Source organism: Marinobacterium jannaschii DSM 6295, from assembly GCF_000620085.1.
GTDB classification, from domain to species: domain Bacteria; phylum Pseudomonadota; class Gammaproteobacteria; order Pseudomonadales; family Balneatricaceae; genus Pontibacterium; species Pontibacterium jannaschii.
In genome coordinates this window covers 53,674-75,530 of sequence record NZ_JHVJ01000018.1, presented here as the reverse complement: position 1 = coordinate 75,530, position 21,857 = coordinate 53,674, and the positions used below count along the sequence as shown (strand labels likewise).

The following is a 21,857-nucleotide window of genomic DNA, read 5'->3' as shown; positions in this document are numbered from 1 at the left end:
TATGACCATGAGCAACAATATTCAGTTCGCCTGCAAAACCCACGACGTCAAACCCGGTGAACCGGCTATCGTGCAGGTTAATAACCTGCCGATCGGTATCTTCCAGATCGACGAAGATTACTATGCCATGCTGAATGTCTGCCCCCATCTGGGCGCTCCGGTCTGCGAAGGCCCGGTCAGTGGTACCACCGAGGGCTGTTGCAGCGGCAAGCGGGAATTTAACTATGTAAAGGAAAATGAACTGGTACGCTGCGCCTGGCATGGCTGGGAGTTTGATATTAAGACCGGCGAATTCCTGGTCGACCCATCCATAAAAGCCCGCACATACCCAACCAGTATTGAAGGCGACAGCGTGATGGTTCACCTGTAATTCATTGCTGGCCCGATGGCTTCCCCCCGCCGGGCCGGGCCCCCTGCTTATCCCAATCCAGGTCAGGGAATGGTTTAGCGAGCCTGTAAGCAAGTCAGATGGCCTCAGGTCTTAACAGCCGCCGGTTAACATCAGCGACTTATTTGCGGGCTTCCTGGCCTTCCCTTTTTGCAGTCCGGCATCTGTCGCTCTCGATAGCTTTTAAGAGCTAAGTTTGAGAGTGTCGGGCTGCACTTTTATTTAAAAGAGATTACCAAACCCCGGTTACTTTCTATTTAGGAAGATAAAAATCACTATCCTCCAAAATAGCCCCCCTGAAAAATCACACAAATTTCTGACCTATAAATATTTTTGGGGCGATGTATGAAATTTACTTATAGCTCAAAAAATCGCACAAGCACTTTCCATAGAAGTATTCGATTAATCACAGCAGAGTGACAAGGAAACAAACGGTCAACCGACGCAACCATACCCAATAACGACACCCCCCATATCAATTATTTACAACTCCCATATAGTAACTTTCACACCTAAGGAGGTCCGCATCAGGATTAATTAATCCAACCTGAAACCAACAATAAAAAACCCAACAACATAAATATAAATATACAGGGTGAGATAATGCTTCCAAATGATGAAATTGACGCGCTCATAGAAAAGCGCGGCATTCTCAAAGGCCTGAACTCAACATTAGGCATCACTGCATTCGTGATGATTGCAGGCTTTATCCTCTACACCGTCATCCTCGGCGAGGCGGCCAGCGAACAGTTCCTCGGACTGAAAGGCTGGATCGAGAGCACACTCGGCTGGTATTACGTACTGGTTATGTTCCTGGCATTTGCCGTGTGTATCTATGCCATGTTCTCCAGAACAGGCAGCATCCGACTGGGACGCGACGATGACCGTCCTGAATTCAGCAACTTCGCCTGGTTCTCTATGCTGTTTGGCTGCGGCACCGGCGCCGGTATGCTGTTCTTCTCCATGTCCGAGCCGATGATCCACTTCGCCAGCGGCTGGAGCGGCGGTAACCCTTTCCTGAGCGCAGAAGTTAAAGCGGCAGTCGCTACCTTCTTTGAAGCCAAGCAGGCTGCGCTGGCAGCGGGCCTGATGCCCGGTGACGAAGGATTCCCGGTGCCGAATGACCTGGTTGCAGAAGCTGCGGCCGGCGGCCTGACCCTGACAATCTTCCACTGGGGATTTGTCGCCTGGGGCATGTACGCCATCGTCGGTCTTTCACTGGCTTACTTTGCGTTCCGCAAAGGGTTACCCCTGTCCATGCGCTCGTCGCTCTACCCACTGATCGGTGACAAGATCTACGGCCCTATTGGTCATACGGTCGATATCCTGGCCGTGTTTGGTACCATCTTCGGTATCGCGACCACGCTGGGTCTGGGTGTGGAACAGATCAGCGCCGGCCTGATCTCCCTCGGCGTTCTGGAAGCCAAATCCCAGACGGTTACCGTTATATCTATCGCGCTGATTACCATCATCGCCACGCTCTCCGCCACCAGTGGTGTCGCCAAAGGGATTAAGATTCTGTCCCAGCTGAACACCTGGATCTGTATCGTCATCCTGGCGTACTTCCTGATGGCCAGTAACGGTAACTACCTGATCGCCAGCACCCTGACGGCACTGGGCGATACCATCGCTAACAACCTATCCATGAGCCTGTGGACGGCCCGTTCACCGGAAGAGCGTACATGGCAGGGTGGCTGGACTATCTTCTACTGGGGCTGGTGGATCGCCTGGGCGGCATTTGTTGGTATGTTTATCGCGCGTATCTCCCGTGGCCGTACCATCCGTGAGTTCGTCCTGGGTGTGATATTCATCCCATGCGCTGTGGCACTGGTGTGGTTTGGCGTGATCGGTTCCGCCGGTATCTACGAGTCCATCTACGGCGCCGATATGACCATTTACAATACAGCGGTAAATAACTGGGATTACGCCGGTACCCTGTATTCTGCCTTTGACGTGATGACGCCGGGTGTCGCAGCGGTCATCGCTAAGATAGCCGCGCTGGTAGTGGTTGTGATCTTCTTTGTTACCTCGGCTGACTCCGGCACCCTGGTACTGGGTCGCCTGCTTTCCTTCGGCCGCCGTCCTCCGGTGCAGCAGCGTATCCTCTGGGGTATGGCGCTGGGTGCGGTAACGCTGATGATCCTGCTGCTGGGTGGCAACCAGGCGCTGAAAGCGCTACAGGCAGCCTCTATCGCCGGTGCCCTGCCATTCACCTTCGTCCTGCTGGGCATGATGGTGGGACTGGTGAAATCCCTGCGCAAAGATGGCGAGAAAGTGATCGACAACGAAGAGCATATCAAGAAGATGATCGAACGCGAGGTCGCTGACCTTTCCTGATCAACTGCACTGAAACCAAAAGGGGCTGACTTCAGCCCCTTTTTTTGTGCGCGCAGGCTTAGTCTCAGCATCCCTTACCCTGCCCCTGATCCCTACACAGTTTAATGACGCTTTGATTGCCCCCTCACCTTTGCCCACCAGGGCAATGCCTGCCCCTGCCAGAGTCACATCCTCACGAAATTTTTATAGATAAGTATTTTCGATTAAAGGGACAGAAATAATTCGCTATTTATCTGCCGCCTGCTTTTTTAGCATCTACCTATGCGGTAATAAAAATAATTCCAGCCGATCCTCTGCCGCATAAAGTGATGAGGAATAATTCTATGCGAATCATTATCAGACCATGGCATAAAGGCCAGCAATTAAATAGCGGATATAAGATCACAGCAATTGAAAAGCTGCTGATCAAAAAGGAGGCCGTAATATGAAAACAGCCTTCACCCAAACGGTTCGACAATCAGGCCAGTCCGGCTCCCGGATCAACCGGATCCTGCCCTGGCGTACCCTGCTGTTAACCGCGCTGATCGCATTAATGGCGATGGACAGCGAAGCCTTCCGCATCATCGTGCAATCCGTCAGCGATGCCTACCTGCAGGTGAGTGTCTTTGTAGCGGCGACACTGGCGATTTTCTACGGTCTGGAAAAGGTCCTGAAGCTGGATGTCGAGCAGCTGTTACAACAGCACCAACGCTGGGAAGTCCCCCTGGCAGCGCTGATGGGTGCCCTGCCCGGCTGCGGTGGTGCCGTTATGGTCATCACCCAGTACGTCCATGGCCGGCTGGGCTTCGGTGCCGTAGTGGCGGTGCTGACAGCCACCATGGGGGATGCAGCCTTCCTGCTGCTGGCACGGGAGCCGATGACCGGACTGGGGGTGATGCTGCTGAGCATTCTGGTTGGGGTCATATCCGGCTACACTATCGACGCAATACATGGTCCGGGCTTTATGCGTATGGACGGCAGTAAGGCGGCCTGTCGCAACTACAGCGAAGCCAGCAGCGGTCGCTGGCTGAAACCGGTCTGGACGATGTTACTGCTGCCCGGCGTCGTGCTGGGCATGATGCTGGCCCTGCAGCTGGAAACCGATAGCCTGTTTGGCCCCATTGCCACTCTGGAGCCGACGCTCTGGCTGGGCTTTATCGGCGGCATTATCGCCATGCTGATGTGGAGCAACCTGTTTACCGGCGCCGCCTATCGTCCCCTGGTAAGTGAGAACCGGGTCGCCACCATGGATGACAATGATCCCCACCCCACCGCTGCGGTCAGCACTCTGGGCCGGGTGATCGAGGATACCAATTTCGTCACCGTCTGGGTGGTGATGGCCTACCTGATCTATGAACTGGGCGTGCACTACAGCGGCGTCGACCTGGCGCAGTGGTTTACCGTCTGGGCACCGCTGGCCCCCCTGATCGGCGTACTGGTCGGCCTGCTGCCCGGATGCGGACCACAGATCGTCACCACCAGCCTCTACCTGGCCGGAATAGTGCCTCTCTCAGCCCAGCTCGGTAACGCGATCAGCAATGACGGTGATGCCCTGTTCCCTGCCATTGCCATGGCGCCGAAAGCGGCAATACTGGCTACGGCATACAGTGCAGTCCCGGCGCTGATTGTCGCCTATGCAACCTACTTCCTGCTGGAAGCCTGATCCGTCCCCGACCGGTCCCCGCTCTTTCCCTCCCCTACAAATTCCCTCCCCTACAAATTCCCTCCCATACAAAAAAGGCGGTCATTCCAAGTGGAATGGCCGCCCTGCTATATCCCCTGAGCTTTTTACGGCACTTATACCGTCAGGGTTTCCACCTTTCCGCCTGACAGCCCCACCAGCTGGTGCAACTCCCGTTCGGTCCGGGCCGAGATCTCCATCAGGCTGTCCAGCGCATCTGCCAGCCAGCTTTCGCGGGCGATCTCCTGGCGATAGACGGCAAAGACCGGCTGAGTAATCACCGGTGCACCTGCCACAGCATAAAATTCGCCACTGGCCAGCAGCTCGGGGGTACGCCAGGCGGGTAGGTAAACCGAGCCGCCCTGACGCTTAAGATACTCGATCGCCATGGTGCCCAACCCCATGGTGACACCCCGCGCCTGCAGCTGAGGCACCGTCAGGCTGTGCTGGTGGCGAAAGCCGGGACACCAGTCGATATAGACATAGCGATCCAGGTCCATACCGGCCAGTGTCTGCGGCTCGGTGGAGATCAGTACGAAGCAGTCATCAAATAGCTTACAGACCTCGATATCCAGCAAGGCCCGGGGCTGGTACATGATGCCGATATCGATCACCCGGCCCAGAATCTGCTCCATCATAGTCATCGAGTAGTCGGCTTCGATATGCAGCGCCAGCTCCGGCTGGTTCTCCCGCAACCAGAGCAGCCAGCGGTTAACCAGTCGCTCCCAGATACTGAACTGGGTGCTGAGACGCAACACTCCGGTGTATCCCCGGGGCAGGGTCAGGTCCTGTTTCGCCTCTCGCCAGGTCTCGCTGATCTTGCTGGCGTACTGCTGAAAACGCACGCCATCGCGGGTCAGCTCGGCACCGAAACGGCCGCGGCTGAACAGGGTCACACCCAGCGATTCTTCCAGCGCCTTGATACGCGTGCTCACCGCCGACTGGGTGATACAGAGACTCTCGGCAGATCGGTTAAAGTTTCGACTGGCGGCAACATCGAGAAAGGTATCGATATAGGTCAGGTTCATGGTTGAGACTCCGTTTGGGCCGAATTCCAGTGGACTGCACATCGCTGGTATCAGTCGCTGAAAAACCGCATTTTTTCTTGTCGGAGGGGTGAACCATCGCCCAAAGCCTCAGAGGCCACAGGGCTCAGGCGTTCCCGGACTACGTCATTGTTGGGTCAGTGCCTGTGCCACGCCCTTTGCGGGTCTGTTTTTTAGCCACAGGTGAAGTAAAAAAGGCCCGCGATGGGGCCATGACGATACACGTCGGAGGTTGGCAGTGAGCCGAATACAGGCCGCTTGCCTGCCGGGTCGGCCAACCAGGGAGTAGTACTGCAGAGAAGTATTATCAGTCATAGACACCGGCCACCGCTGTCAGGCAGCAATCGCCGGTGGCTGATCAGCAGGTTCAGGCAAACTGCTTCGCCAGTACCCGCAGGCGACTCTTAAATTCGGAGCGATCGACATAACAACCGCGCAGGTGGCGCAGGCCGGTGGTCGGATCAAAGGCATCGCGGCCATGCAACACCCGGCGGTTATCAAACACCACCATTTCACCACCTTTCAGCTTCAGGCGGATCATGTAGCGCGGATCTTTCAGACGCCCCATCAGATTGCGATACGCCAGGTAGTACTCATGCATAAACACTTCCGGCAGGTCGAAGATATCCGCCAGGTGCGCGTTGTACTTGATCTCAACGATATTGCCGAAGCAGTCCAGATTGATGACCGGGTGGTGCTGGCGGATATCGTGGTCCTCATCATGGAAGCGGAACGGGATCGGATGCTCCGCCAACAGACGAAAGTGCTCAGGTGCCTCTTCACGCAGGTCTTCCAGCACCCGCAGGCCATCAACAAAAGTAGAGGCGCCGCCTTCACTCTCGTTCGCCAGGCAATGCAGGAACTGGTAACCCGGCGGCACTTCCTGGTTAGCCAGATCGGTATGCAACGGCAATGCGATCGAGGTATAGGCCAGGTTGATCGGCTTCGGTACCGAGATGACGTTAAAGGTGACACCGAAGTTCGTGCGGCGCAGGTAATCGATCCGCTGGGCGGTATCGACCACCGCCTCATCGGTGGCGGGCATCTTACGGATAATCGCCAGACCGTGTTTATCCAGGTCGGACATCCAGTGGTACAGCACTTCATCGCTGCTCATCACCTCAGGCTGTTCGGCAGCGGGGATACGTTCCACAAAATCACTGGCCCAGCTTTCGTAGCTGCTGGTCTGCTGGCGGCGCAGCTCTTCAGAGTAGGCAAATTCACGCAGCCAGCTCAGGGGATAGCGGCTGCTGTGATCGCCTTCAGACCAGTCCACGCTGAGACACTCGGTATCAAACTCAATACGTATCGGGTGGATATCAGCCGATACGCTTAGCTGGTCGAAGCAGCGTTCCTGAGTATCCGGGTGAAAGCCACTGGCGCAGTTATCACGCAGCCAGAGGTAGTGATAGCTGGTGATATTTCCGTCACTCCAACGCACGCTCAGGGCGTGCTGTTTCTGTTCCGCCTCTTCAATCAATACAGCGTTTTCAGTGCCGGGCTTTGGTGCGCTGGAAGCGATCGCCTGTTGCATGTCCAGATTCTCTCTTAGGTTTGTTGTTTTTGTGACATCGATATTAATCACGCTGAAAAAGTGATACAAACGATGGATTTTTAGCATCATAATAAGCTGAGCTAATGCCCCGACAACCGAAGCTCAACGATCAAAGCCCGACAAGAAGCATAACAATCGATGGCCACCCAGAAACTCCCGCCCCTGAACTGGCTGAAAACCTTCGAAGCAGCGGCCCGGCTGCTGAACTTCAGCGCCGCCGCCCGCGAGCTGAATATGACCCAGTCCGCCGTCAGCCAGCAGATCCGGTTGCTGGAAGACTGCCTCGACCAGCCGCTGTTTAACCGCCTGCCGCGCAGACTGAGCCTGACCAACAACGGCCGCGCCTACCTGCCGGTGGTACAGGAAGCGCTGCACCACCTGCAGCGCGGCACGGCCGATATCTTCTCGCCCCTGAAGGAGGGTAAGTTAACAATTCAGGCCAACACCGCCTTTGTGGTGCTCTGGCTGGCGCCGCGCCTGAAGCGCTTCAGCAGCCTCTACCCGTCCATCAGCGTGCAGATCGTCAACGCCAACTGGGACAGTGAATTCACGGCGATGCCTGCCGACCTGGCGATCCGCCACGGCCTCGGAAGCTGGCCCGGTCTCAGCAATCACCGCCTGGTAAAACCCCGTATGCGCCCGTTTTGCAGCCCGCGGGTGGCCGAAAGGCTAAGCACCGGCAGTGACCTGCTGCACCAGCCGCTGATCGAAATTATGGGTAACCACGAAAACTGGAATGACTGGTTCAGCAGCCTGGGTATCGAGGTGATCGATCGGGGTATACGCCATCAGGTCGACAGTGCCGCTATCGCGGTGAATATGGCGGCAAATGACTTTGGCGTATGCCTCAGTTATGACTCCCTGATGGAGGGGATGGTCAGGGAAGGTAAGCTGATCGCACCTTTTGACGCTTATATGCAGACAGTGGACAGTTTCTACCTTAGCTACCGCCAGGAATATCCGCTGGCAAAGTCAGCCGCAGTATTCCGCGACTGGCTATTGGAGGATATGGAGCAGGTGGTGATTGACTGAGTAAGTCGCGGGCTCACCAGGTCTGATCTATCGGGCAAAGTCCGTTGCTGAGCTGAAGCAGATATTCCCAGCGGATTGTTTTCGCCACTATAGTAAAGTGCGATCCCTGAATGACCAGAAATGACGTACAAAGGCCATGAAAAAACTGACCATCAGTGCCGCAGCAAAGCAGGCCGGTGTAGGTGTTGAGACAATCAGATATTACCAACGCACCGGGCTTATCCCTGAACCTGCAAAACCGGTTTCCGGATATCGCAGCTACACACGCCTGCACATTCAGCAAATACTGTTTATACAACGCGCGAAAATGCTTGGGTTTAGTCTTGCAGAAATCAAGACCCTGCTTTCTCTTGATGAGGGAGACTGTGATCAGACCAAGCGGTTAGCAGCCACTAAACTCGATGATGTGAAAAGAAAAATCAAAGACCTCAGCGCAATCGCAAATACGCTAGAGGCTCTTATCAGCGCCTGTGAGGGCGACAGCACCGATACCTCCTGCCCGATTATCGAAGCCATTTCGCAAGGCGAATAGCACCTGCTTGATTCCGTACCATAGTACGGAGTTTATACTCCAGGGATCGATTTTATCTATGACAGAGAGCTAAAGGCATGCGGTTATCAGTACTCACCGAAAAGCTGGGAGCATTGGGATCGATCGTCTCTGCAATGGGGTGTGCATCCTGTTTTCCCCTACTCGGTGCGCTGGGGTCTGCACTGGGAATGGGATTCCTGGCACAATTTGAAGGCATCTTCATAAACACTTTGCTGCCACTGTTTGCGACGCTAGCGCTCCTTGCCGCACTCGCCTCTTGGTGGTCCCATAGGCACCACCTGAGGGGGATTCTGGCCATTGCGGGGCCTATAATGGTGCTGGCAACTCTATACCTGTTCTGGACTGACTCATGGAGCACCTATATGTTTTACAGCGCCCTTCTCCTTATGTCTGGAGTAGCACTATGGAATCTCCTTTCTCCGCCTCACCGAGGCTGCCAGGCTTCGACAACCAATAAGGTGTCGTAATGGATAACAAGATTATTTTGGAATCAACGATTACCTGCCCTGAGTGCAGCCATTCTAAAACCGAGTCAATGCCGACCAATGCCTGCCAATGGTTCTACGAATGTGAGCGATGCAGGACGTTACTTAAACCGCTTCCCGGTGACTGCTGTGTGTATTGCTCCTACGGAACGGTTCCCTACCCGCCAATACAGGAAGGTGCCAGCTGTTGCTCCGCTCACTCGGCTAACGGATTGCAGTAGCTATAGAGTCCCGGACTCACTGAAATTCTTCTGGCGTCTCTTCTGCCGACAGCGCCTCCGATCAGCTCTAGCCGGGCCACTGTGCACCGGATCATACCAGTCCCGGTCATACAGCCAGACCGGACGCTTTACTGCGGTTCTCCGGTGATATCCGACAATGCCCGCATCAACCCGTACTCTTTCAGAGTGGTTAACTCTTCCGCACGACGCACCAGTATAGAGCCACTGAAAGCCAGGGCATTAAAAGAGATACCGGCGACCGATTCCTGAATGCGGGGTACCAGCAGCATCCAGCGTCGGCTCAGCAACAGGTTGTAACTGTCCAGCGCCTTGCCATTACGGTGACGGATACCCAGCTGACGCACCAGGTGTTGATAGCAGGCTTCAAGCTGCCGGGCAATCGCCTCAAACGGCGACTCGCTAAACAGAGTTTCCGGCAGGCCAACCGCGGCATGCCGGAAAGCCAGGGCAGATAGGCGCTGTGGCTGAGTCCCTTCCAGCTGATCAAGAAAGTCACCAAAGGGCAGCGGCAGGTCAGGGATCATTTGCAGGTGCTTATGCGGCTGGCTGGCCCCGGCCAGGCTGCCGCCATTAAAGAAGGCCAGGCCCTCGACCTGCAGCATCAGCCGGGCCAGCGCACTGAAGTCACCGAGGTTTAGCAGGTCATTCTGGGATTCAAACTCGCGGGTGACCAACAGCAGATGATGCGGCAGGACATTGAATTTATTCAGCAGCAGACGATGATGATCGCCCAGTTCACCGAGGTAAAGCTCCGGCTCGTAGGGCAGGAAGGGATTACGGCTATGATCTGCGGCCTTCTTCAGCCGCCGACCGGCCTCGCTCTTGCGCCTGAGATTATCCAGCACCCGCAAGCGGAAATTCACGCCCTGCTCGACATAATCTTCGCTGTAGGTAGCGATCGGCTGCAGCGCGCCGCAGTACAACGCTTTTTCCGTTACAGCCACCAGCTGCGGCCAGATTTTCTCGTTCAACGCTTATCCTCCTGATGGCTGCTGTAGCAGCTATTCGTTCAGTTCAGCCACTGTAACTGACGGCGATAACTGCTCGGGGTACCGGCCATCCAGCGGGACCAGCTGCGCCTCAGGCTACGTTCGGCCTGGAAGCCGCAACGTCCGGCAATCTCCTCCAGGCTCAGGCTGGTCTGCTCCAGCAGCTGCCGCGCCAGCTCAAGGCGTGCCTGTTGCAGGTACTCCTGCAGACTGTGCCCGGTCGCTTTCTGAAACAGGCGGCGCAGATGGCGCTCACTCAGGTGTACCCGCTGTGCCAGCTCGCTCATGTTCCAGCTGTGTCCGGGACTCGCCATCACCAGATCCTGCACTGCATGGATGCGACTTTCAATATGGTTGCGATGGCTGAGCCAGAAGCTTAGCTGAGCCTCCTGCCCTGAGCGACGCTGATAAAGCACCATCTCGCGGGCGATGGTGACGGCGGTATCCTGCCCCCAGTGATCAGCCACCAGCTGCAGGCAGAGATCCAGCCCGGTAGTGATCCCGGCGCTGGTCCAGACCTTATCATCGGCGACGAAGATACAGTCATCCTGCACCAGTGCATCACGGGCCAGCTGGCGCAGGCTGTCGGTAAGTTCATGATGAGTGGTGCAGCGTCTGCCGCGCAGGAGTCCGGCCTGAGCCGCCAGCAGGGTACCTGAACAGATGCCCGCCAGCAGGCCGTACTGGTTGTCGACCTGACGCAGCCACTGCACTGCCTCGCGGTATTCCACTTCATGCAGGTGCTGGTTGAGACGACTGGTACCGATCAGCATCAGCCAGTCATCCGGCTGGAGTTGCTGTGGCAGCGGCTCCAGCCGGGCCAGGTGCAGTCCCTGCCTGGAGCTCTGTTGCGGGCTGGTGGAGATATAATGCAGCTCGACCCGCCCCTCCAGCGAGGGGTGGGCAAATATCTGCGCCGGTGCGGCCAGGTCCAGCAGATGGACCCGGGGCAGCACCAGCAGGTAGATGCGGCGCGGGTTGATCATCACCCCTGCAGATACTCCTCAGTAAAGCGGATCGTGGCAAAGCGTTTGTTCAAAACCAGTGCGGTTCTGGAACGGATCTCCGCCGCCGATACAATATCGCCACTGAGCGGATGCTGCATCGGGAAGGTCAGGGTCGCGTCCAGTACAAACTCCACCTCATACCCCAGGTCACTGCCAACCCGGGTGGTGGTCTCGCAGCACTGCTCGGTGCGGATGCCGCTGATTACCAGCTTGCCGATCCCCTGCTGCTGCAGCCACTCATGCAAACCACTCTCCAGCAACGCATTATGCACATGCTTATTAAACAGGGGGTCGCCCGGTTGCTGATCGACGAAATCCATCAGGCGGACAAATCCGGACGCCGGAGAGAAGGGGCCGCTGTCTTCATTATGCAGTATAAACACCACCGGCCAGCCCTGGCCACGGGCAGCCGCGATCAGTTGGTTCTGTTTTTCTGCATAGGGGGTAAATTCCGCCAGATCCCAGTAATCGCGCTGTTTAAACGAATCCTGCACATCGATTACCAGTAGTGCGGTTTTGCATGCCTCAGTCATCTTGAATCCTCCGTGGTGATTGATGACTGATACTTTAGCGCCCGCAGCTGCACCTCTGAAGGCTCTGTCCGGCCCGGTAACGGACCGATCCGGACAAGTTATGCCTGAGCGCTGCTTAGTGCCTGGCTTTTAAGCCGGTTTGCTCCGGATCAGGCTTAAGGCCGGGTTTCAGCAGAGCCATCCAGTTATCATGCAGCTGTTCATATTCGGCGATACAGCCCACCGCACGGTCGTCGGTCAGCCCGGCGTCACGCACTATCGCTTCATACTTTTCCGGATCACTGCCGTAAACATGGCAGAGGATGCTGTAGTAGCGCTGCAGGTCGAGGCTGTGTTCGCCCCAGAAATCGGAATCCTCGAACAGTTCGATCTCCTCGCCTTCGAGGTAGAACAGGTCTGCCGCGCTGAGGGCGATCTCGCCACCCTCTTCAAATTGTTCGATCAACAGCAGCGTCGCCAGTCCGTCCACCGCATCCTCTTCACGCCCCAGCACCGGGATCTGGTGCATATCGATCAGGGCGTGTCCCAGCTCATGCAACAGGGTGTGCATCAGGGCATCCATGGTGGCGGTCTCGACGCTGATGCCTTCGCCATCCAGCTGCGGCTGGTAGTGGCTGTCGCTGTTAAAGCGCTGCTCGACCTGCTGCATAAAGCTGTAGGGCAGCCAGATCTGGCCCTGTTCCGGGTCATACAGCGGGCCATCTTCGGCGCCAAACACCAGGCTGAGCGAGCGCTTGAGGCGGAAGTTTTCATTTACCATCACCACCAGTTGGCGCACTTCCGGCGACTGCATCAGGCGCTGGCGGATCTGTCGCTCTTCACTGTCAGCCGGGGACTGATAGATCAGATTCAGTCCCGTATCCGCCACAACGGGCAGGGTAAAAAGTCCCAGGCAACAGCTTGCCAGCAGGCTTCGCAAGGCAGGAAATTTTTGCAGCATAAAGGGTCCCTAATTCAGCCGGCGTGATCGATTAACCCGGGAAGTTGCTCAAATCCGCGCTGGCAGGCAGCCAGATAGCCACTGCCAAACAGGTTGTAGTGGTTGAGATAGTGATAAAGGTTATAGATTGTGCGCTTGGCTGGATAGACCTCGGAACGGGGATATTCAGCATCGTAAGCCGCATAGAAGACAGCGCTGAAGCCCCCGAACAGTTCGGTCATGGCAATATCTGCTTCGCGGTCACCGCAGTAGACCGCCGGATCGATCAGCCAGACATCCTCGCTATCGAACAGCACATTGCCCGACCAGAGGTCACCGTGCAACAACGAGGGCTGCTCGCAGTACCGGTTAAGATAGCCGGTCAGCGTCACCTTGCAGGCCGCCAGCCGGGCACTGAAGCCCTGCCGCAACGCGGCGTCAGCGATCAGTCCGAGCTGATACTCCAGCCGCCGGGTTACGAAGAATTCGCCCCAGTTGTCGCTCAGGCCATTGGGTTGGGGATTGAGGCCGATATAGTTATCCTGCGCCAGCCCATAGCGGGCCTGAGGCAACCGATGCAACAGCGCCAGCCCGCGCCCCAACCGGGCCATCTGCCTGGCCGAAGCCGCGCAGCGGCTGATCGCCTGTAGCTGCAGCTGATCCGGCGATTGCGAGATCAGCTGCGGGACCCGCAGCAGGTTATTGCCTGACTGGCACAAAACGCTGCGCAGCAGCTCCAGCCCTGCGGCTTCGCAGCTCAGGCTGTCGCTGCCCGGCAGCGGATTACACTTACTGAAGGTGATCATAACGGCGCTGCCTGTTATTTGCGCGGCGGCATCTCATCAAACTGCGGCAGCTCCTCCACCGGCCGGTACCAGTCCGCACCGGAGGCACAGAAGATATTCTGACTCGGAGTCAGGCCCGGATCATCATCCAGGGTGCCGGCGGGTATAACGATGGTCTTGGCGGTCTTGGTCAGCCAGGGCAGCGACGATCCACAACGGTTACAGAAGCAGGTGGCAAAGTGCTTACTGTCTTCCGGCTCATAGCGACTGATCCGTGCTTCCCCGCTAAGCCAGCGAAACAGCTCAGGTCGGGTAAACAGGTTGGCGCCGTAGGCAGCCCCGGTAAACTTGCGACAGCGGGAACAGTGGCAGTATTGGAAGATCCCCAGGTTGCCATCGATCTCGTACTGCACATCGCCGCACAGACAGCTGCCCCGCACTTTGGCCTCACTCATTTCACGCTCCTTTTTTATTGTGGTCTCTGGCTGCACCCGGCGACCGCCAGGCGGACTTACTCAGCCGCCGCGGCCTGACTCATACCGGCCAGCGCCTTGGTCACCTTGCCCAGCACCTTGTCGCAGCCCTGAATATTGTGACGCTGTTTCAGGTATTGCGGATCGTTATAGCTGATATAGGTTTGCCCGGCCGGGTCCTGCCAGATCAGTGCCTTCTGTGGCAGGTCGATCGCCACGCTCTGGGCACATTTCATTAATGGCGATCCCACCTTGGGATTACCAAAGATTACCAGCTGGGTATCCCGCAGTTCGATACCTACTTTAGAAGCCCCTTCGGAGTGGCGCAGGCGGTTAAATATCGTCATGCCTTTCTTCTTCAGCACCTGCTCGAAGCGGTCAGCGGTGGTTTCCACATCATGGGCGCTGGCAACATCGGTCATCCCTTCCGCCGCCTGTGCGGGCAGGGCGATCAGGGCAGACAACAACAGCGCTACGGTCAGTCTCTTCATTTTCATTCCTTCGATCGGTTGATTGAGCATTTGCTAACCCTACACTGACCGGTATCGATGAGTGAAAGTTCATCTCTTCGCAGAAATTGATGACTTTTTGTACAGTTTTACATGTTTCAAGTCGCAACCACCCGCCAGATACGGTAAGCTCCACCCGCGCCGTGTCCCTTCACCGGGTCACGGCTTTCTTATGTCATTATCTAGAGAATCAACCGTTTATGAGCTTTGCCTCCCTGGGGTTATCCGCCCCGATCCTTGAAGCCGTTGCAGAACAGGGCTACGAGACACCTTCTCCCATTCAGTTAAAGGCTATCCCTTCAGTCATCGAAGGCAAGGACGTGATGGCAGCAGCACAGACCGGTACCGGCAAGACAGCGGGTTTCACCCTGCCCCTGCTGGAGATTCTGTCTAAAGGCGCGCTGGCGAAACCGACCCAGGTACGTGCGCTGGTACTGACTCCTACCCGCGAGCTGGCCGCTCAGGTTGCCGAAAGTGTCACCACTTACGGTAAGAACCTGCCGCTGCGCTCTGCCGTAGTGTTTGGTGGCGTCAAGATTAACCCGCAGATCACCAAGTTGCGCCGTGGCACCGATGTACTGGTCGCCACGCCGGGCCGTCTGCTGGACCTGTATAACCAGAAAGCCGTCAAGTTTGATCAGCTGGAAGTACTGGTACTGGATGAAGCCGACCGTATGCTGGATATGGGCTTTATCCACGATATCCGTAAGATTCTGGCAGTTCTGCCAAAGCAGCGCCAGAACCTGCTGTTCTCCGCGACATTTTCCAATGAGATCCGTTCTCTGGCCAAAGGGCTGGTGAACGATCCGGTAGAGATCTCGGTTACCCCTCGTAATGCCACCGCTAAGACCGTCGAACAGATGGTGCATCCGGTGGACAAGAAGCGTAAGCCGGCCCTGCTGACCCAGCTGATCGAAGATCACAAATGGCAGCAGGTACTGGTCTTCACCAAGACCAAGCACGGTGCCAACCGCCTGACCCGTCATCTGGAAGGTGCCGGTATCAAAGCGGCCGCCATCCACGGCAACAAGAGTCAGGGTGCCCGCACCAAGGCACTGGCCGACTTTAAGAGCGGTGCAATCCGCACCCTGGTTGCCACCGATATTGCCGCCCGCGGCCTGGATATCGATCAGCTGCCACAGGTGGTTAACTACGAACTGCCAAACGTGGCCGAAGACTACGTTCACCGTATCGGTCGTACCGGCCGTGCCGGTGCCAGCGGCCACGCGGTCTCCCTGGTCTGTGCCGAAGAGTTCAAGCTGCTGGCCGGCATCGAACGCCTGACCAACCAGCTGCTGGAACGCTCGATGATCAGTGGCTTTGAGCCGGTAGAGAGCCTGCCCCAGTCCCGTCTGGGCCAGCGTATCCCTAAAGGCAACGGCGCTGCGAAAAAGCCAAAACAGGCCGCGGCTGGCCGTGGCAACGGCAACGGCAACGGCAACGAAAATAAGCCAAGACGTCGTCGCTCGTCCGCGAACGCTCAGGCCAAGCCTCAGGGTAACGGCGAAGGCCGTGGCCAGCAGCGTAACAACGCAAACGGCAACCGGAGCGCCAGGCCAAAGACCCAGGGTAATGCTCAGGCCAGAGGTAATGGTCAGGGCCGTAACAGCCAGCCTCGCCGCAGTCCGGCTTCTCAGGCTACATAACAGCAACGCCGGGCCCCGCAAAGCCCGGCGTTTTTTTGCCCTAAAAGCTCACCGATCCGCTTATGACCGACAACCGCCGCGCCGACCGCATCGCTATCTTTGTCGATGTGCAGAATATCTACTACACCTGCCGCCAGGCCTACGGCCGCCAGTTTAACTACCGCAAGCTGTGGCAGCAGATCAGCCGTGAGGGCGACATCGTCACCGCCTTTGCCTATGCGATCGACCGTGGCGACGAAGGTCAGCGGAAATTTCAGAACGCCCTGCGTCAGATCGGCTTTGAAGTGCGCCTGAAGCCCTATATCCAGCGCAGCGACGGCTCCGCCAAGGGCGACTGGGATGTCGGTATCACCATCGACCTGCTGGAGACCGCCCCCATGGTCGACCGGGTAATCCTGCTCTCGGGGGATGGCGACTTTGATCTGCTGCTGAAGAAGGTGCGGGACAAGTACGGCGTCTTCGCCGAAGCCTACGGCGTACCGGCCCTGACCGCCAATTCACTGATCGACGCCGCCAGCTTCTTCAACGCAATCGACGAAAAACTGCTGCTCTAATCCGCTTTCATCTCTTTCCGATAGAGAATATCCGGTACGCCCTCCTCATTATTGCGCCCATCGCTGAAACTCCGGGCGATAAAGCCATGTTTCTCGTAGAGGGCCCGGGCAATGGAGTTTTGCTGAAAGGTAAAGAGCCGCAGCGGATAGGTCGCATGCTGCAGTGCATGTTCCAGCAGCCCTGTCCCAAGTCCTTCTCCGGTGCGACTTGGTAACAGGTAGAGCTGATCCAGCCAGCCGCCCTGCTCATCTTCAGACAAAGCATAAAAGCCCACCACTTGACCATCCTGCTCAGCAACCCTGACATCAGCCTGTGGAATCAGTATCTGTGCCATCCAGTAGGCGACTGCGGCATCGTCGTGTGCCAGCGGTGCATAGGAGAGCAACGTCCGTCGCGCCGACAGATAGAGCCGGGTTAAGGCATCAGCATCCGCGGCACAAGCCGCTCGGATGATAACGGCATCGATTCGGTCTGGGCTCAAGCGATTCTCTCCTGTGATCTATTGCGTTACTCTGGTGGCGGCTGAAGGATAGCGTTATGGAAATATCCGGCTGGTCTTTAATCACCAAAGCTATACCGATAAAAGCTAACCCAATACCAGCATTCATACGCCAGCCGCAATAAGATCCCCTGCAGCGAGCTGATCAGCGAGAAGCCGGAGCGGTCACAGATACATTCACAGAAGCAGGCAGGGAGCCAGCCCGGCAATCAGACCGATAACCTGGCGACCTGTCCGCACCGGCCGCTTCAACGCCGGATGATGCCGTGGCCGTTATGCCGCAGACGGTTAAACTGCCCATAGCGGTTACTGATATCGAGCCGGATTGGTCCCTCCGACTGCACACTGCCCGCCCCCATCTCGGCGGCGGCATACTCAGAGCCTGCGGCGGCCTGATGCTGCATCGACGGTTTTTCAACTGTGGCCGGCGACTTAAGGGGGGCGCCGGTCGCCACCAGTACTGCGGGGATCACAACCCGGGCTGTGTGCGCCTCAATATCACAGCTGAAATCGATCCTGCGATAGAGCGTCTTGTAGACAGTCTTACTCATGGCCCGAAACAGCCACCAGTGGGTCGCGGCGTCTTCGGTTTCCCCGCCATGCAGAATACACTCCAGCGCATTACGCTGAGCCTCGCTGGCCCGCAGGTCGATCACCGCCTGCATCGCCCCCTGGCCTTCAAAGACCGGTCCCGGCCACTCATAGAGCAACGCAATATTCAGACCACTCAGATCCACACTGGCAAAATGCCCTTTCTCAATATGCACCACTTCAAATCCATGACAATGTCCCTCTGTGGGCAAGGCTTCAAATTGACAGGGGCCGCCAAAGGCGCAGTTACAGACGCCAAACTCCAGCCCCTCGACCTGCCATTCGGTCATACTCATGGTTTACCTCCGCGGGGAAACGACAACGGGCTGACTTGGCACTGGGTGTGCTCAGGAGAGACCTGGCCGGCTTGCATCGGCAACCGGGCAGGCACCCGGACAGAATCCCGAAAGGAATCAGGAAAAGAATCCTCCTGACGCGAACAACGGCACCGGCATTACGATTATTGAACCATCGATCAGGATCACAACAGGTATAGTCTCAAATGACCGCTGTCGCAATCATCCGCACTTCGCGGTCAGGCGTTCCAGCGCTGCTGTCACCGGGGCAGAACGCCATGCCCCGCCGGCAGGCAGCTTAATATCCGCGATCGCGATCAAGCGAAATATCTAGAAGAAACGCTCTCGCAGCCGTGCCGCCACAGCCCGGCCCAACAGCGGATGCTGCGCTTCATCAAGATGGATGCCATCCACCTGACTCGGCCCAAGCAGGCTGTTACTGTCGAAAAAGTCGACACCCTGGTCTGCCGTCATGGCTGCCAGTGCCTCGGCATAGCCCTGCATACGGGCTGCTGCACCGGAGAATTTAGGCGCTATTGCGCCTTTTGGCTGCATGATTTGCGGAGGGGCGATCACCAGAATCTCCGGCACCGGCATGCCAGGCTCGATGGGTGCCTGACGGATAATGCCGATCAGCTTGGCAATGCCTTGGGCGGATAACCAGACATCATTATCATGAGTATTCTGAAAGTCATTATGTCCCAGCATGATAATCACCAGCTTTAGCGGCGAGTGCATCTCGATCACCTGCGCCAGCCCCTCGGACCCGTCACGGCCCGCTTTAAACGGATCGGACCAGGCCGAGCGGCGTCCATTCAGACAGTTTTCGATCACCCGCACCTTCAGGCCCTGACTCAGCAGTTCGCTTTCCATCACACCCGGCCAGCGCCGGTCAAAAGGCTGACGCTGCCGGCTCTGCGGGATAATGCCCCAGCTCAGCGAATCGGCATATACAAGAATCTGCTCCATATCCTCAACTCCTTCCATTTCAGGTTCTGCCGGCTGGCCAGGACATCGGTCGGGCTGCGCCGGCTACAGCTGGTTAACCATTGAACATGAAATTTATTGATAGTCGCAACCGAATTTATGCGCTCGCAGCTTAAGGCTCCGAAACAACATTCTCAGCTTTAACTGCATTTTCGGCGGATATCAGCACAAATTATCGACCTCTTCTATTAAGCCGACGATATCTTATTGATTATTCAACAAATTGACAGCAGACGCTGAAGGCCCGTAAATGGTTTCAGACTTAAAACAGTTGTTTTAAATTAGGTAAAAAGAACTATCATTACTACGACATTTTACTTAGTGAGGTTTTTACAGTGAATGGAATCAGCCGGTCGACAGCAATTACCCTGCTTCTCTTTCTCTCCCAGCCCGCCATCCTGCAGGCGGCCGACAGTCAGTCGGCGCTGAACAGCATCAGTACGGAACAGAGCAGCGATACTCTATGGCTTACTCTTACGGGTGATAGCGATGGTTATCAGCCAGGCGATAGCCTGCAGTTCAATGCACAAGGCGCTCACCTGGGCGGTGAGTTCTACGCGGTTGACCTCTATGTCAACGACCAGTGGACGGCCTGGACCAGTGGGCCATTTGAGTTCAGCTATACGCTTGCTGATAGCGGGGAATACCGCTTCAAGGTGGTCGGGAACCACTCATCCGGCCAACATATCTGGTCCGATGAGCTGCTTATCGAGACCACAGACAGCACTGGCGGCGGTGACAACGGCGGTGGAAGCGGAAATAACGGTGGCGGTGGCGATGACAGCGGTGGTTCCGGCGATGGCGGTGATTCCGGCTCGGGCGACACCGGATCCGGCGATGGCGATAGCGGCGCGAACAGCGGCACCGACATCGGCCCGCTGTTCACCGGGATGCTCGATGTGTTCGGCCATCAGGTTCCTGAATGGAACGCGGGTATTGAAGGCGGTATTCCGGCCATCGCCGTGCAGGCCAATGTGCTGGATTTTGGCGCTGTGGCAAACGATGGCGGCGATGATGCCGCTGCCTTCAAAGATGCTATTGCCAGCATCTCCGGCAACGGCGCTGTTTATGTCCCGGCAGGGGATTTCAACCTGAACAGTGGCCTGGATCTCCCTGCGGGCGTGGTATTGCGTGGCGCCGGTATGGATAAAACCCTGCTGATCGCCAACCATGAGGATGATGCCCTCAAGGTGATCGGCTCCGGTAGCGGCTACCAGTATGTGACCGCCGCCAATGGTTACCCGGAGATCCTGGAAGGAGCGACTAAAGGCTCCTTGCGTATTCGGGTCAGCGATCCTGCACAGTTCAGCGAAGGTGGTTATATCGAGCTGGTGCAGGGCTATAACGCCAGCCTGCACGAAACCAAATCGGACTGGCGTCAGTACTGGGCTGGCCGCCTGATCGGCCACTTTACCCGGATCGAAATAATCGACGGGGACTGGATCACCCTGGCCGACCCGGTCCGTATCGATATGGACCCGGACTACGGTATCTGGGCAGCACCGGCTGAGATGGTAAACGGCGTTGGCTTCGAAGACTTTAAGATCACCCGTACCGACACCAGCGATACCAATATGATCCGCATCAACTACGGCAGTAACGTCTGGGTCAGAGGGGTTCACTCCCATTCTGCGTCACGCAGCCACGTTGGTGCATCTCACTCACGCCACGTAGAAGTGCGCGACAGCTACTTTGAAGTTGCCAGCGATTACGGTACCGGCGGCCACGGCTACGCGGTGGAATTCTCCCTGCGAACGTCCGGTTCGCTGGCGATTAATAACGCATTCCGCAAACTCTCCACGGCGATGATGGCCCACCTCGGGGCCAACGGTAACGTCTTTGCCTACAACTATTCCCGCGAACCCTTTCAGGATATAGGCGGTGACTGGATTCCATCCGACATCGTGATGCACGGCCACTATGCATACTCCAACCTGTTCGAGTCCAATATCGGCCAGCACCTGCTGATCAGTGACTACTGGGGGCCGACCGGTCCGGACAATGTGATGTTGCGCAACAGCATTCGTACCGTATCACTGCTGGTGGGCGACCACTCCAACTACCAGTACATCATTGGTAACAACATCACCCAGGGTGAAGTGGGCATCGACAAGGTCTGGGGGGTACCGGGATATCAGGGTGAAGACACCATCGACGAATCTACGATGGTGCTGCACGGTAACTACAGCTATTTCAATGGTAAAACCGATCAGCAAAGCGGATACGAGGACTCACCGCTACCAGCGTCCTATTTCCTCGACAGCGCGCCGTCGTTCTACAACACCGCCAGCTGGCCCTCGCTTGGCTCCGATATCGCCAGCGAAACACTGCCGGCGGAAGACTGGTACTTCAGCTACACCGGCGCCAGTCCGGACCCGGTCACTACAAAAGAGGACTTCAGTGAACGGCCGGCTCCGGAGGACAACAATATTACCCTGGCGATCAAAGGCGGCACCGATAACCTGCAGGTTGCGACTCCGTTCCGCATCTTCGCCAATGGCGATGGCTACACCGGCCTGTTTAATGCCATGGACCTCTACATCAACGGGAAATGGGCAGGCTGGGCCAACGCTCCCTACAACTTCGACTACACCCCGGAAACCGAAGGTGAGTATCAGATTCAGGTGCTGGGCGGACACGCGTCCGGCGATCAGTACTGGTCGGACATCCTGACGGTTCAGGTTGGCTCCGGCACTGATTCCGGTACTGATTCTGGCACTGATTCCGGTACTGATTCCGGTACTGATTCCGGTACTGATTCCGGTACTGA

General features: G+C 56.8%; 22 protein-coding genes. 10 read left to right on the top strand and 12 right to left on the bottom strand.

What is annotated here, in order from left to right; genetic code table 11:
* Positions 1 to 7 precede the first annotated feature (7 nt).
* From Q354_RS0110680 to Q354_RS25405, 3 genes are all read left to right on the top strand, one after another.
* Positions 8 to 370 carry a Rieske (2Fe-2S) protein gene (locus tag Q354_RS0110680; RefSeq protein ID WP_027857592.1) on the top strand — a complete coding sequence of 121 codons (363 nt, stop codon included), beginning with the start codon at positions 8 to 10 and terminating at the stop codon, positions 368 to 370.
* A gap of 621 nt (positions 371 to 991) precedes the next feature.
* Positions 992 to 2,725 (top strand): BCCT family transporter, encoded by a 1,734-nt coding sequence (locus Q354_RS0110675; protein WP_027857591.1) that lies wholly within the window; start codon positions 992 to 994, stop codon positions 2,723 to 2,725.
* A 424-nt stretch (positions 2,726 to 3,149) separates the two neighbouring features.
* Positions 3,150 to 4,367: a putative manganese transporter gene (locus Q354_RS25405; RefSeq protein WP_036229425.1), complete on the top strand. Its 1,218-nt coding sequence runs from the start codon at positions 3,150 to 3,152 to the stop codon at positions 4,365 to 4,367.
* A gap of 134 nt (positions 4,368 to 4,501) precedes the next feature.
* Here Q354_RS25405 and Q354_RS0110660 read toward each other — a convergent pair whose 3' ends face one another.
* A complete protein-coding gene (locus Q354_RS0110660; protein ID WP_027857590.1) occupies positions 4,502 to 5,413 on the bottom strand; it encodes a LysR family transcriptional regulator in 912 nt (303 codons plus the stop codon).
* A 385-nt stretch (positions 5,414 to 5,798) separates the two neighbouring features.
* Positions 5,799 to 6,965, bottom strand: coding sequence for a TauD/TfdA family dioxygenase (locus Q354_RS0110655; protein ID WP_084332548.1), 1,167 nt, complete (start codon positions 6,963 to 6,965; stop codon positions 5,799 to 5,801).
* Positions 6,966 to 7,124: 159 nt separating this feature from the next.
* Here Q354_RS0110655 and Q354_RS0110650 point away from each other — a divergent pair, with 159 nt between their 5' ends.
* The 4 genes from Q354_RS0110650 to Q354_RS28875 all read left to right on the top strand — a co-directional run bounded on the left by Q354_RS0110650 (position 7,125) and on the right by Q354_RS28875 (position 9,277).
* Entirely contained in the window at positions 7,125 to 8,018 is an 894-nt protein-coding gene (locus Q354_RS0110650) for a LysR substrate-binding domain-containing protein (protein WP_027857588.1), read from the top strand.
* A 136-nt stretch (positions 8,019 to 8,154) separates the two neighbouring features.
* Positions 8,155 to 8,550 carry a MerR family transcriptional regulator gene (locus Q354_RS0110645; protein WP_027857587.1) on the top strand — a complete coding sequence of 132 codons (396 nt, stop codon included), beginning with the start codon at positions 8,155 to 8,157 and terminating at the stop codon, positions 8,548 to 8,550.
* A gap of 77 nt (positions 8,551 to 8,627) precedes the next feature.
* Positions 8,628 to 9,038, top strand: coding sequence for an organomercurial transporter MerC (merC, locus tag Q354_RS0110640; RefSeq protein WP_027857586.1), 411 nt, complete (start codon positions 8,628 to 8,630; stop codon positions 9,036 to 9,038).
* Entirely contained in the window at positions 9,038 to 9,277 is a 240-nt protein-coding gene (locus Q354_RS28875) for a GDCCVxC domain-containing (seleno)protein (RefSeq protein ID WP_084332547.1), read from the top strand. The genes merC and Q354_RS28875 overlap by 1 nt, the downstream gene beginning before the upstream one ends.
* Before the next feature lie 128 nt (positions 9,278 to 9,405).
* On the opposite strand, the gene Q354_RS0110635 is transcribed toward Q354_RS28875, so the two are convergent.
* The 7 genes from Q354_RS0110635 to Q354_RS0110605 all read right to left on the bottom strand — a co-directional run bounded on the left by Q354_RS0110635 (position 9,406) and on the right by Q354_RS0110605 (position 14,495).
* Complete coding sequence (locus Q354_RS0110635; RefSeq protein ID WP_027857585.1) at positions 9,406 to 10,269, bottom strand: ATP adenylyltransferase family protein; 864 nt, start codon at positions 10,267 to 10,269, stop codon at positions 9,406 to 9,408.
* Between the two features lie 38 nt (positions 10,270 to 10,307).
* Entirely contained in the window at positions 10,308 to 11,273 is a 966-nt protein-coding gene (locus tag Q354_RS0110630) for a GlxA family transcriptional regulator (protein ID WP_027857584.1), read from the bottom strand.
* A complete protein-coding gene (locus Q354_RS0110625) occupies positions 11,273 to 11,827 on the bottom strand; it encodes a cysteine hydrolase family protein (RefSeq protein ID WP_027857583.1) in 555 nt (184 codons plus the stop codon). The genes Q354_RS0110630 and Q354_RS0110625 overlap by 1 nt, the downstream gene beginning before the upstream one ends.
* Before the next feature lie 115 nt (positions 11,828 to 11,942).
* The gene (locus Q354_RS25400) at positions 11,943 to 12,767 is read right to left on the bottom strand and encodes a DUF4344 domain-containing metallopeptidase (protein ID WP_051560054.1); all 825 of its coding nucleotides are present in this window, start codon (positions 12,765 to 12,767) and stop codon (positions 11,943 to 11,945) included.
* A 14-nt stretch (positions 12,768 to 12,781) separates the two neighbouring features.
* The gene (locus tag Q354_RS0110615) at positions 12,782 to 13,552 is read right to left on the bottom strand and encodes a fructosamine kinase family protein (protein WP_051560053.1); all 771 of its coding nucleotides are present in this window, start codon (positions 13,550 to 13,552) and stop codon (positions 12,782 to 12,784) included.
* 14 nt (positions 13,553 to 13,566) lie between these two features.
* Positions 13,567 to 13,986, bottom strand: a complete 420-nt coding sequence (locus Q354_RS0110610; RefSeq protein ID WP_027857581.1) for a GFA family protein — start codon at positions 13,984 to 13,986, stop codon at positions 13,567 to 13,569.
* A gap of 56 nt (positions 13,987 to 14,042) precedes the next feature.
* Complete coding sequence (locus tag Q354_RS0110605) at positions 14,043 to 14,495, bottom strand: DUF302 domain-containing protein (protein WP_027857580.1); 453 nt, start codon at positions 14,493 to 14,495, stop codon at positions 14,043 to 14,045.
* 218 nt (positions 14,496 to 14,713) lie between these two features.
* On the opposite strand from Q354_RS0110605, the gene Q354_RS0110600 reads away from it, so the two are divergent.
* Both Q354_RS0110600 and Q354_RS0110595 read left to right on the top strand, forming a co-directional pair.
* The gene (locus Q354_RS0110600) at positions 14,714 to 16,159 is read left to right on the top strand and encodes a DEAD/DEAH box helicase (RefSeq protein WP_027857579.1); all 1,446 of its coding nucleotides are present in this window, start codon (positions 14,714 to 14,716) and stop codon (positions 16,157 to 16,159) included.
* A gap of 62 nt (positions 16,160 to 16,221) precedes the next feature.
* On the top strand, positions 16,222 to 16,713 hold the full coding sequence (locus tag Q354_RS0110595) for a LabA-like NYN domain-containing protein (protein WP_027857578.1): 492 nt from the start codon (positions 16,222 to 16,224) through the stop codon (positions 16,711 to 16,713).
* Here Q354_RS0110595 and Q354_RS0110590 read toward each other — a convergent pair.
* The 3 genes from Q354_RS0110590 to Q354_RS0110580 form a co-directional block, all read right to left on the bottom strand.
* Positions 16,710 to 17,195: a GNAT family N-acetyltransferase gene (locus Q354_RS0110590; protein WP_027857577.1), complete on the bottom strand. Its 486-nt coding sequence runs from the start codon at positions 17,193 to 17,195 to the stop codon at positions 16,710 to 16,712. The genes Q354_RS0110595 and Q354_RS0110590 overlap by 4 nt on opposite strands.
* A gap of 266 nt (positions 17,196 to 17,461) precedes the next feature.
* Positions 17,462 to 18,100, bottom strand: coding sequence for a DUF1326 domain-containing protein (locus Q354_RS0110585; protein ID WP_027857576.1), 639 nt, complete (start codon positions 18,098 to 18,100; stop codon positions 17,462 to 17,464).
* Between the two features lie 330 nt (positions 18,101 to 18,430).
* A complete protein-coding gene (locus Q354_RS0110580) occupies positions 18,431 to 19,069 on the bottom strand; it encodes an SGNH/GDSL hydrolase family protein (protein ID WP_036229485.1) in 639 nt (212 codons plus the stop codon).
* A 353-nt stretch (positions 19,070 to 19,422) separates the two neighbouring features.
* Here Q354_RS0110580 and Q354_RS29065 point away from each other — a divergent pair.
* Positions 19,423 to 21,857: glycosyl hydrolase family 28-related protein (locus Q354_RS29065; RefSeq protein ID WP_211252242.1), on the top strand; the 2,435-nt coding region annotated here is incomplete at its 3' end.

What these genes read in the sequence shown, in the direction of transcription:
- Q354_RS0110680 (WP_027857592.1), top strand. Translation starts at nt 8, where the DNA reads ATGAGCAACAATATTCAGTTCGCCTGCAAAACCCACGACGTCAAACCC.
- Q354_RS0110675 (WP_027857591.1), top strand. Translation starts at nt 992, where the DNA reads ATGCTTCCAAATGATGAAATTGACGCGCTCATAGAAAAGCGCGGCATT.
- Q354_RS25405 (WP_036229425.1), top strand. Translation starts at nt 3,150, where the DNA reads ATGAAAACAGCCTTCACCCAAACGGTTCGACAATCAGGCCAGTCCGGC.
- Q354_RS0110660 (WP_027857590.1), bottom strand. Translation starts at nt 5,413, where the DNA reads ATGAACCTGACCTATATCGATACCTTTCTCGATGTTGCCGCCAGTCGA.
- Q354_RS0110655 (WP_084332548.1), bottom strand. Translation starts at nt 6,965, where the DNA reads ATGCAACAGGCGATCGCTTCCAGCGCACCAAAGCCCGGCACTGAAAAC.
- Q354_RS0110650 (WP_027857588.1), top strand. Translation starts at nt 7,125, where the DNA reads ATGGCCACCCAGAAACTCCCGCCCCTGAACTGGCTGAAAACCTTCGAA.
- Q354_RS0110645 (WP_027857587.1), top strand. Translation starts at nt 8,155, where the DNA reads ATGAAAAAACTGACCATCAGTGCCGCAGCAAAGCAGGCCGGTGTAGGT.
- merC (WP_027857586.1), top strand. Translation starts at nt 8,628, where the DNA reads ATGCGGTTATCAGTACTCACCGAAAAGCTGGGAGCATTGGGATCGATC.
- Q354_RS28875 (WP_084332547.1), top strand. Translation starts at nt 9,038, where the DNA reads ATGGATAACAAGATTATTTTGGAATCAACGATTACCTGCCCTGAGTGC.
- Q354_RS0110630 (WP_027857584.1), bottom strand. Translation starts at nt 11,273, where the DNA reads ATGATCAACCCGCGCCGCATCTACCTGCTGGTGCTGCCCCGGGTCCAT.
- Q354_RS0110625 (WP_027857583.1), bottom strand. Translation starts at nt 11,827, where the DNA reads ATGACTGAGGCATGCAAAACCGCACTACTGGTAATCGATGTGCAGGAT.
- Q354_RS25400 (WP_051560054.1), bottom strand. Translation starts at nt 12,767, where the DNA reads ATGCTGCAAAAATTTCCTGCCTTGCGAAGCCTGCTGGCAAGCTGTTGC.
- Q354_RS0110615 (WP_051560053.1), bottom strand. Translation starts at nt 13,552, where the DNA reads ATGATCACCTTCAGTAAGTGTAATCCGCTGCCGGGCAGCGACAGCCTG.
- Q354_RS0110610 (WP_027857581.1), bottom strand. Translation starts at nt 13,986, where the DNA reads ATGAGTGAGGCCAAAGTGCGGGGCAGCTGTCTGTGCGGCGATGTGCAG.
- Q354_RS0110605 (WP_027857580.1), bottom strand. Translation starts at nt 14,495, where the DNA reads ATGAAGAGACTGACCGTAGCGCTGTTGTTGTCTGCCCTGATCGCCCTG.
- Q354_RS0110600 (WP_027857579.1), top strand. Translation starts at nt 14,714, where the DNA reads ATGAGCTTTGCCTCCCTGGGGTTATCCGCCCCGATCCTTGAAGCCGTT.
- Q354_RS0110595 (WP_027857578.1), top strand. Translation starts at nt 16,222, where the DNA reads ATGACCGACAACCGCCGCGCCGACCGCATCGCTATCTTTGTCGATGTG.
- Q354_RS0110585 (WP_027857576.1), bottom strand. Translation starts at nt 18,100, where the DNA reads ATGAGTATGACCGAATGGCAGGTCGAGGGGCTGGAGTTTGGCGTCTGT.
- Q354_RS0110580 (WP_036229485.1), bottom strand. Translation starts at nt 19,069, where the DNA reads ATGGAGCAGATTCTTGTATATGCCGATTCGCTGAGCTGGGGCATTATC.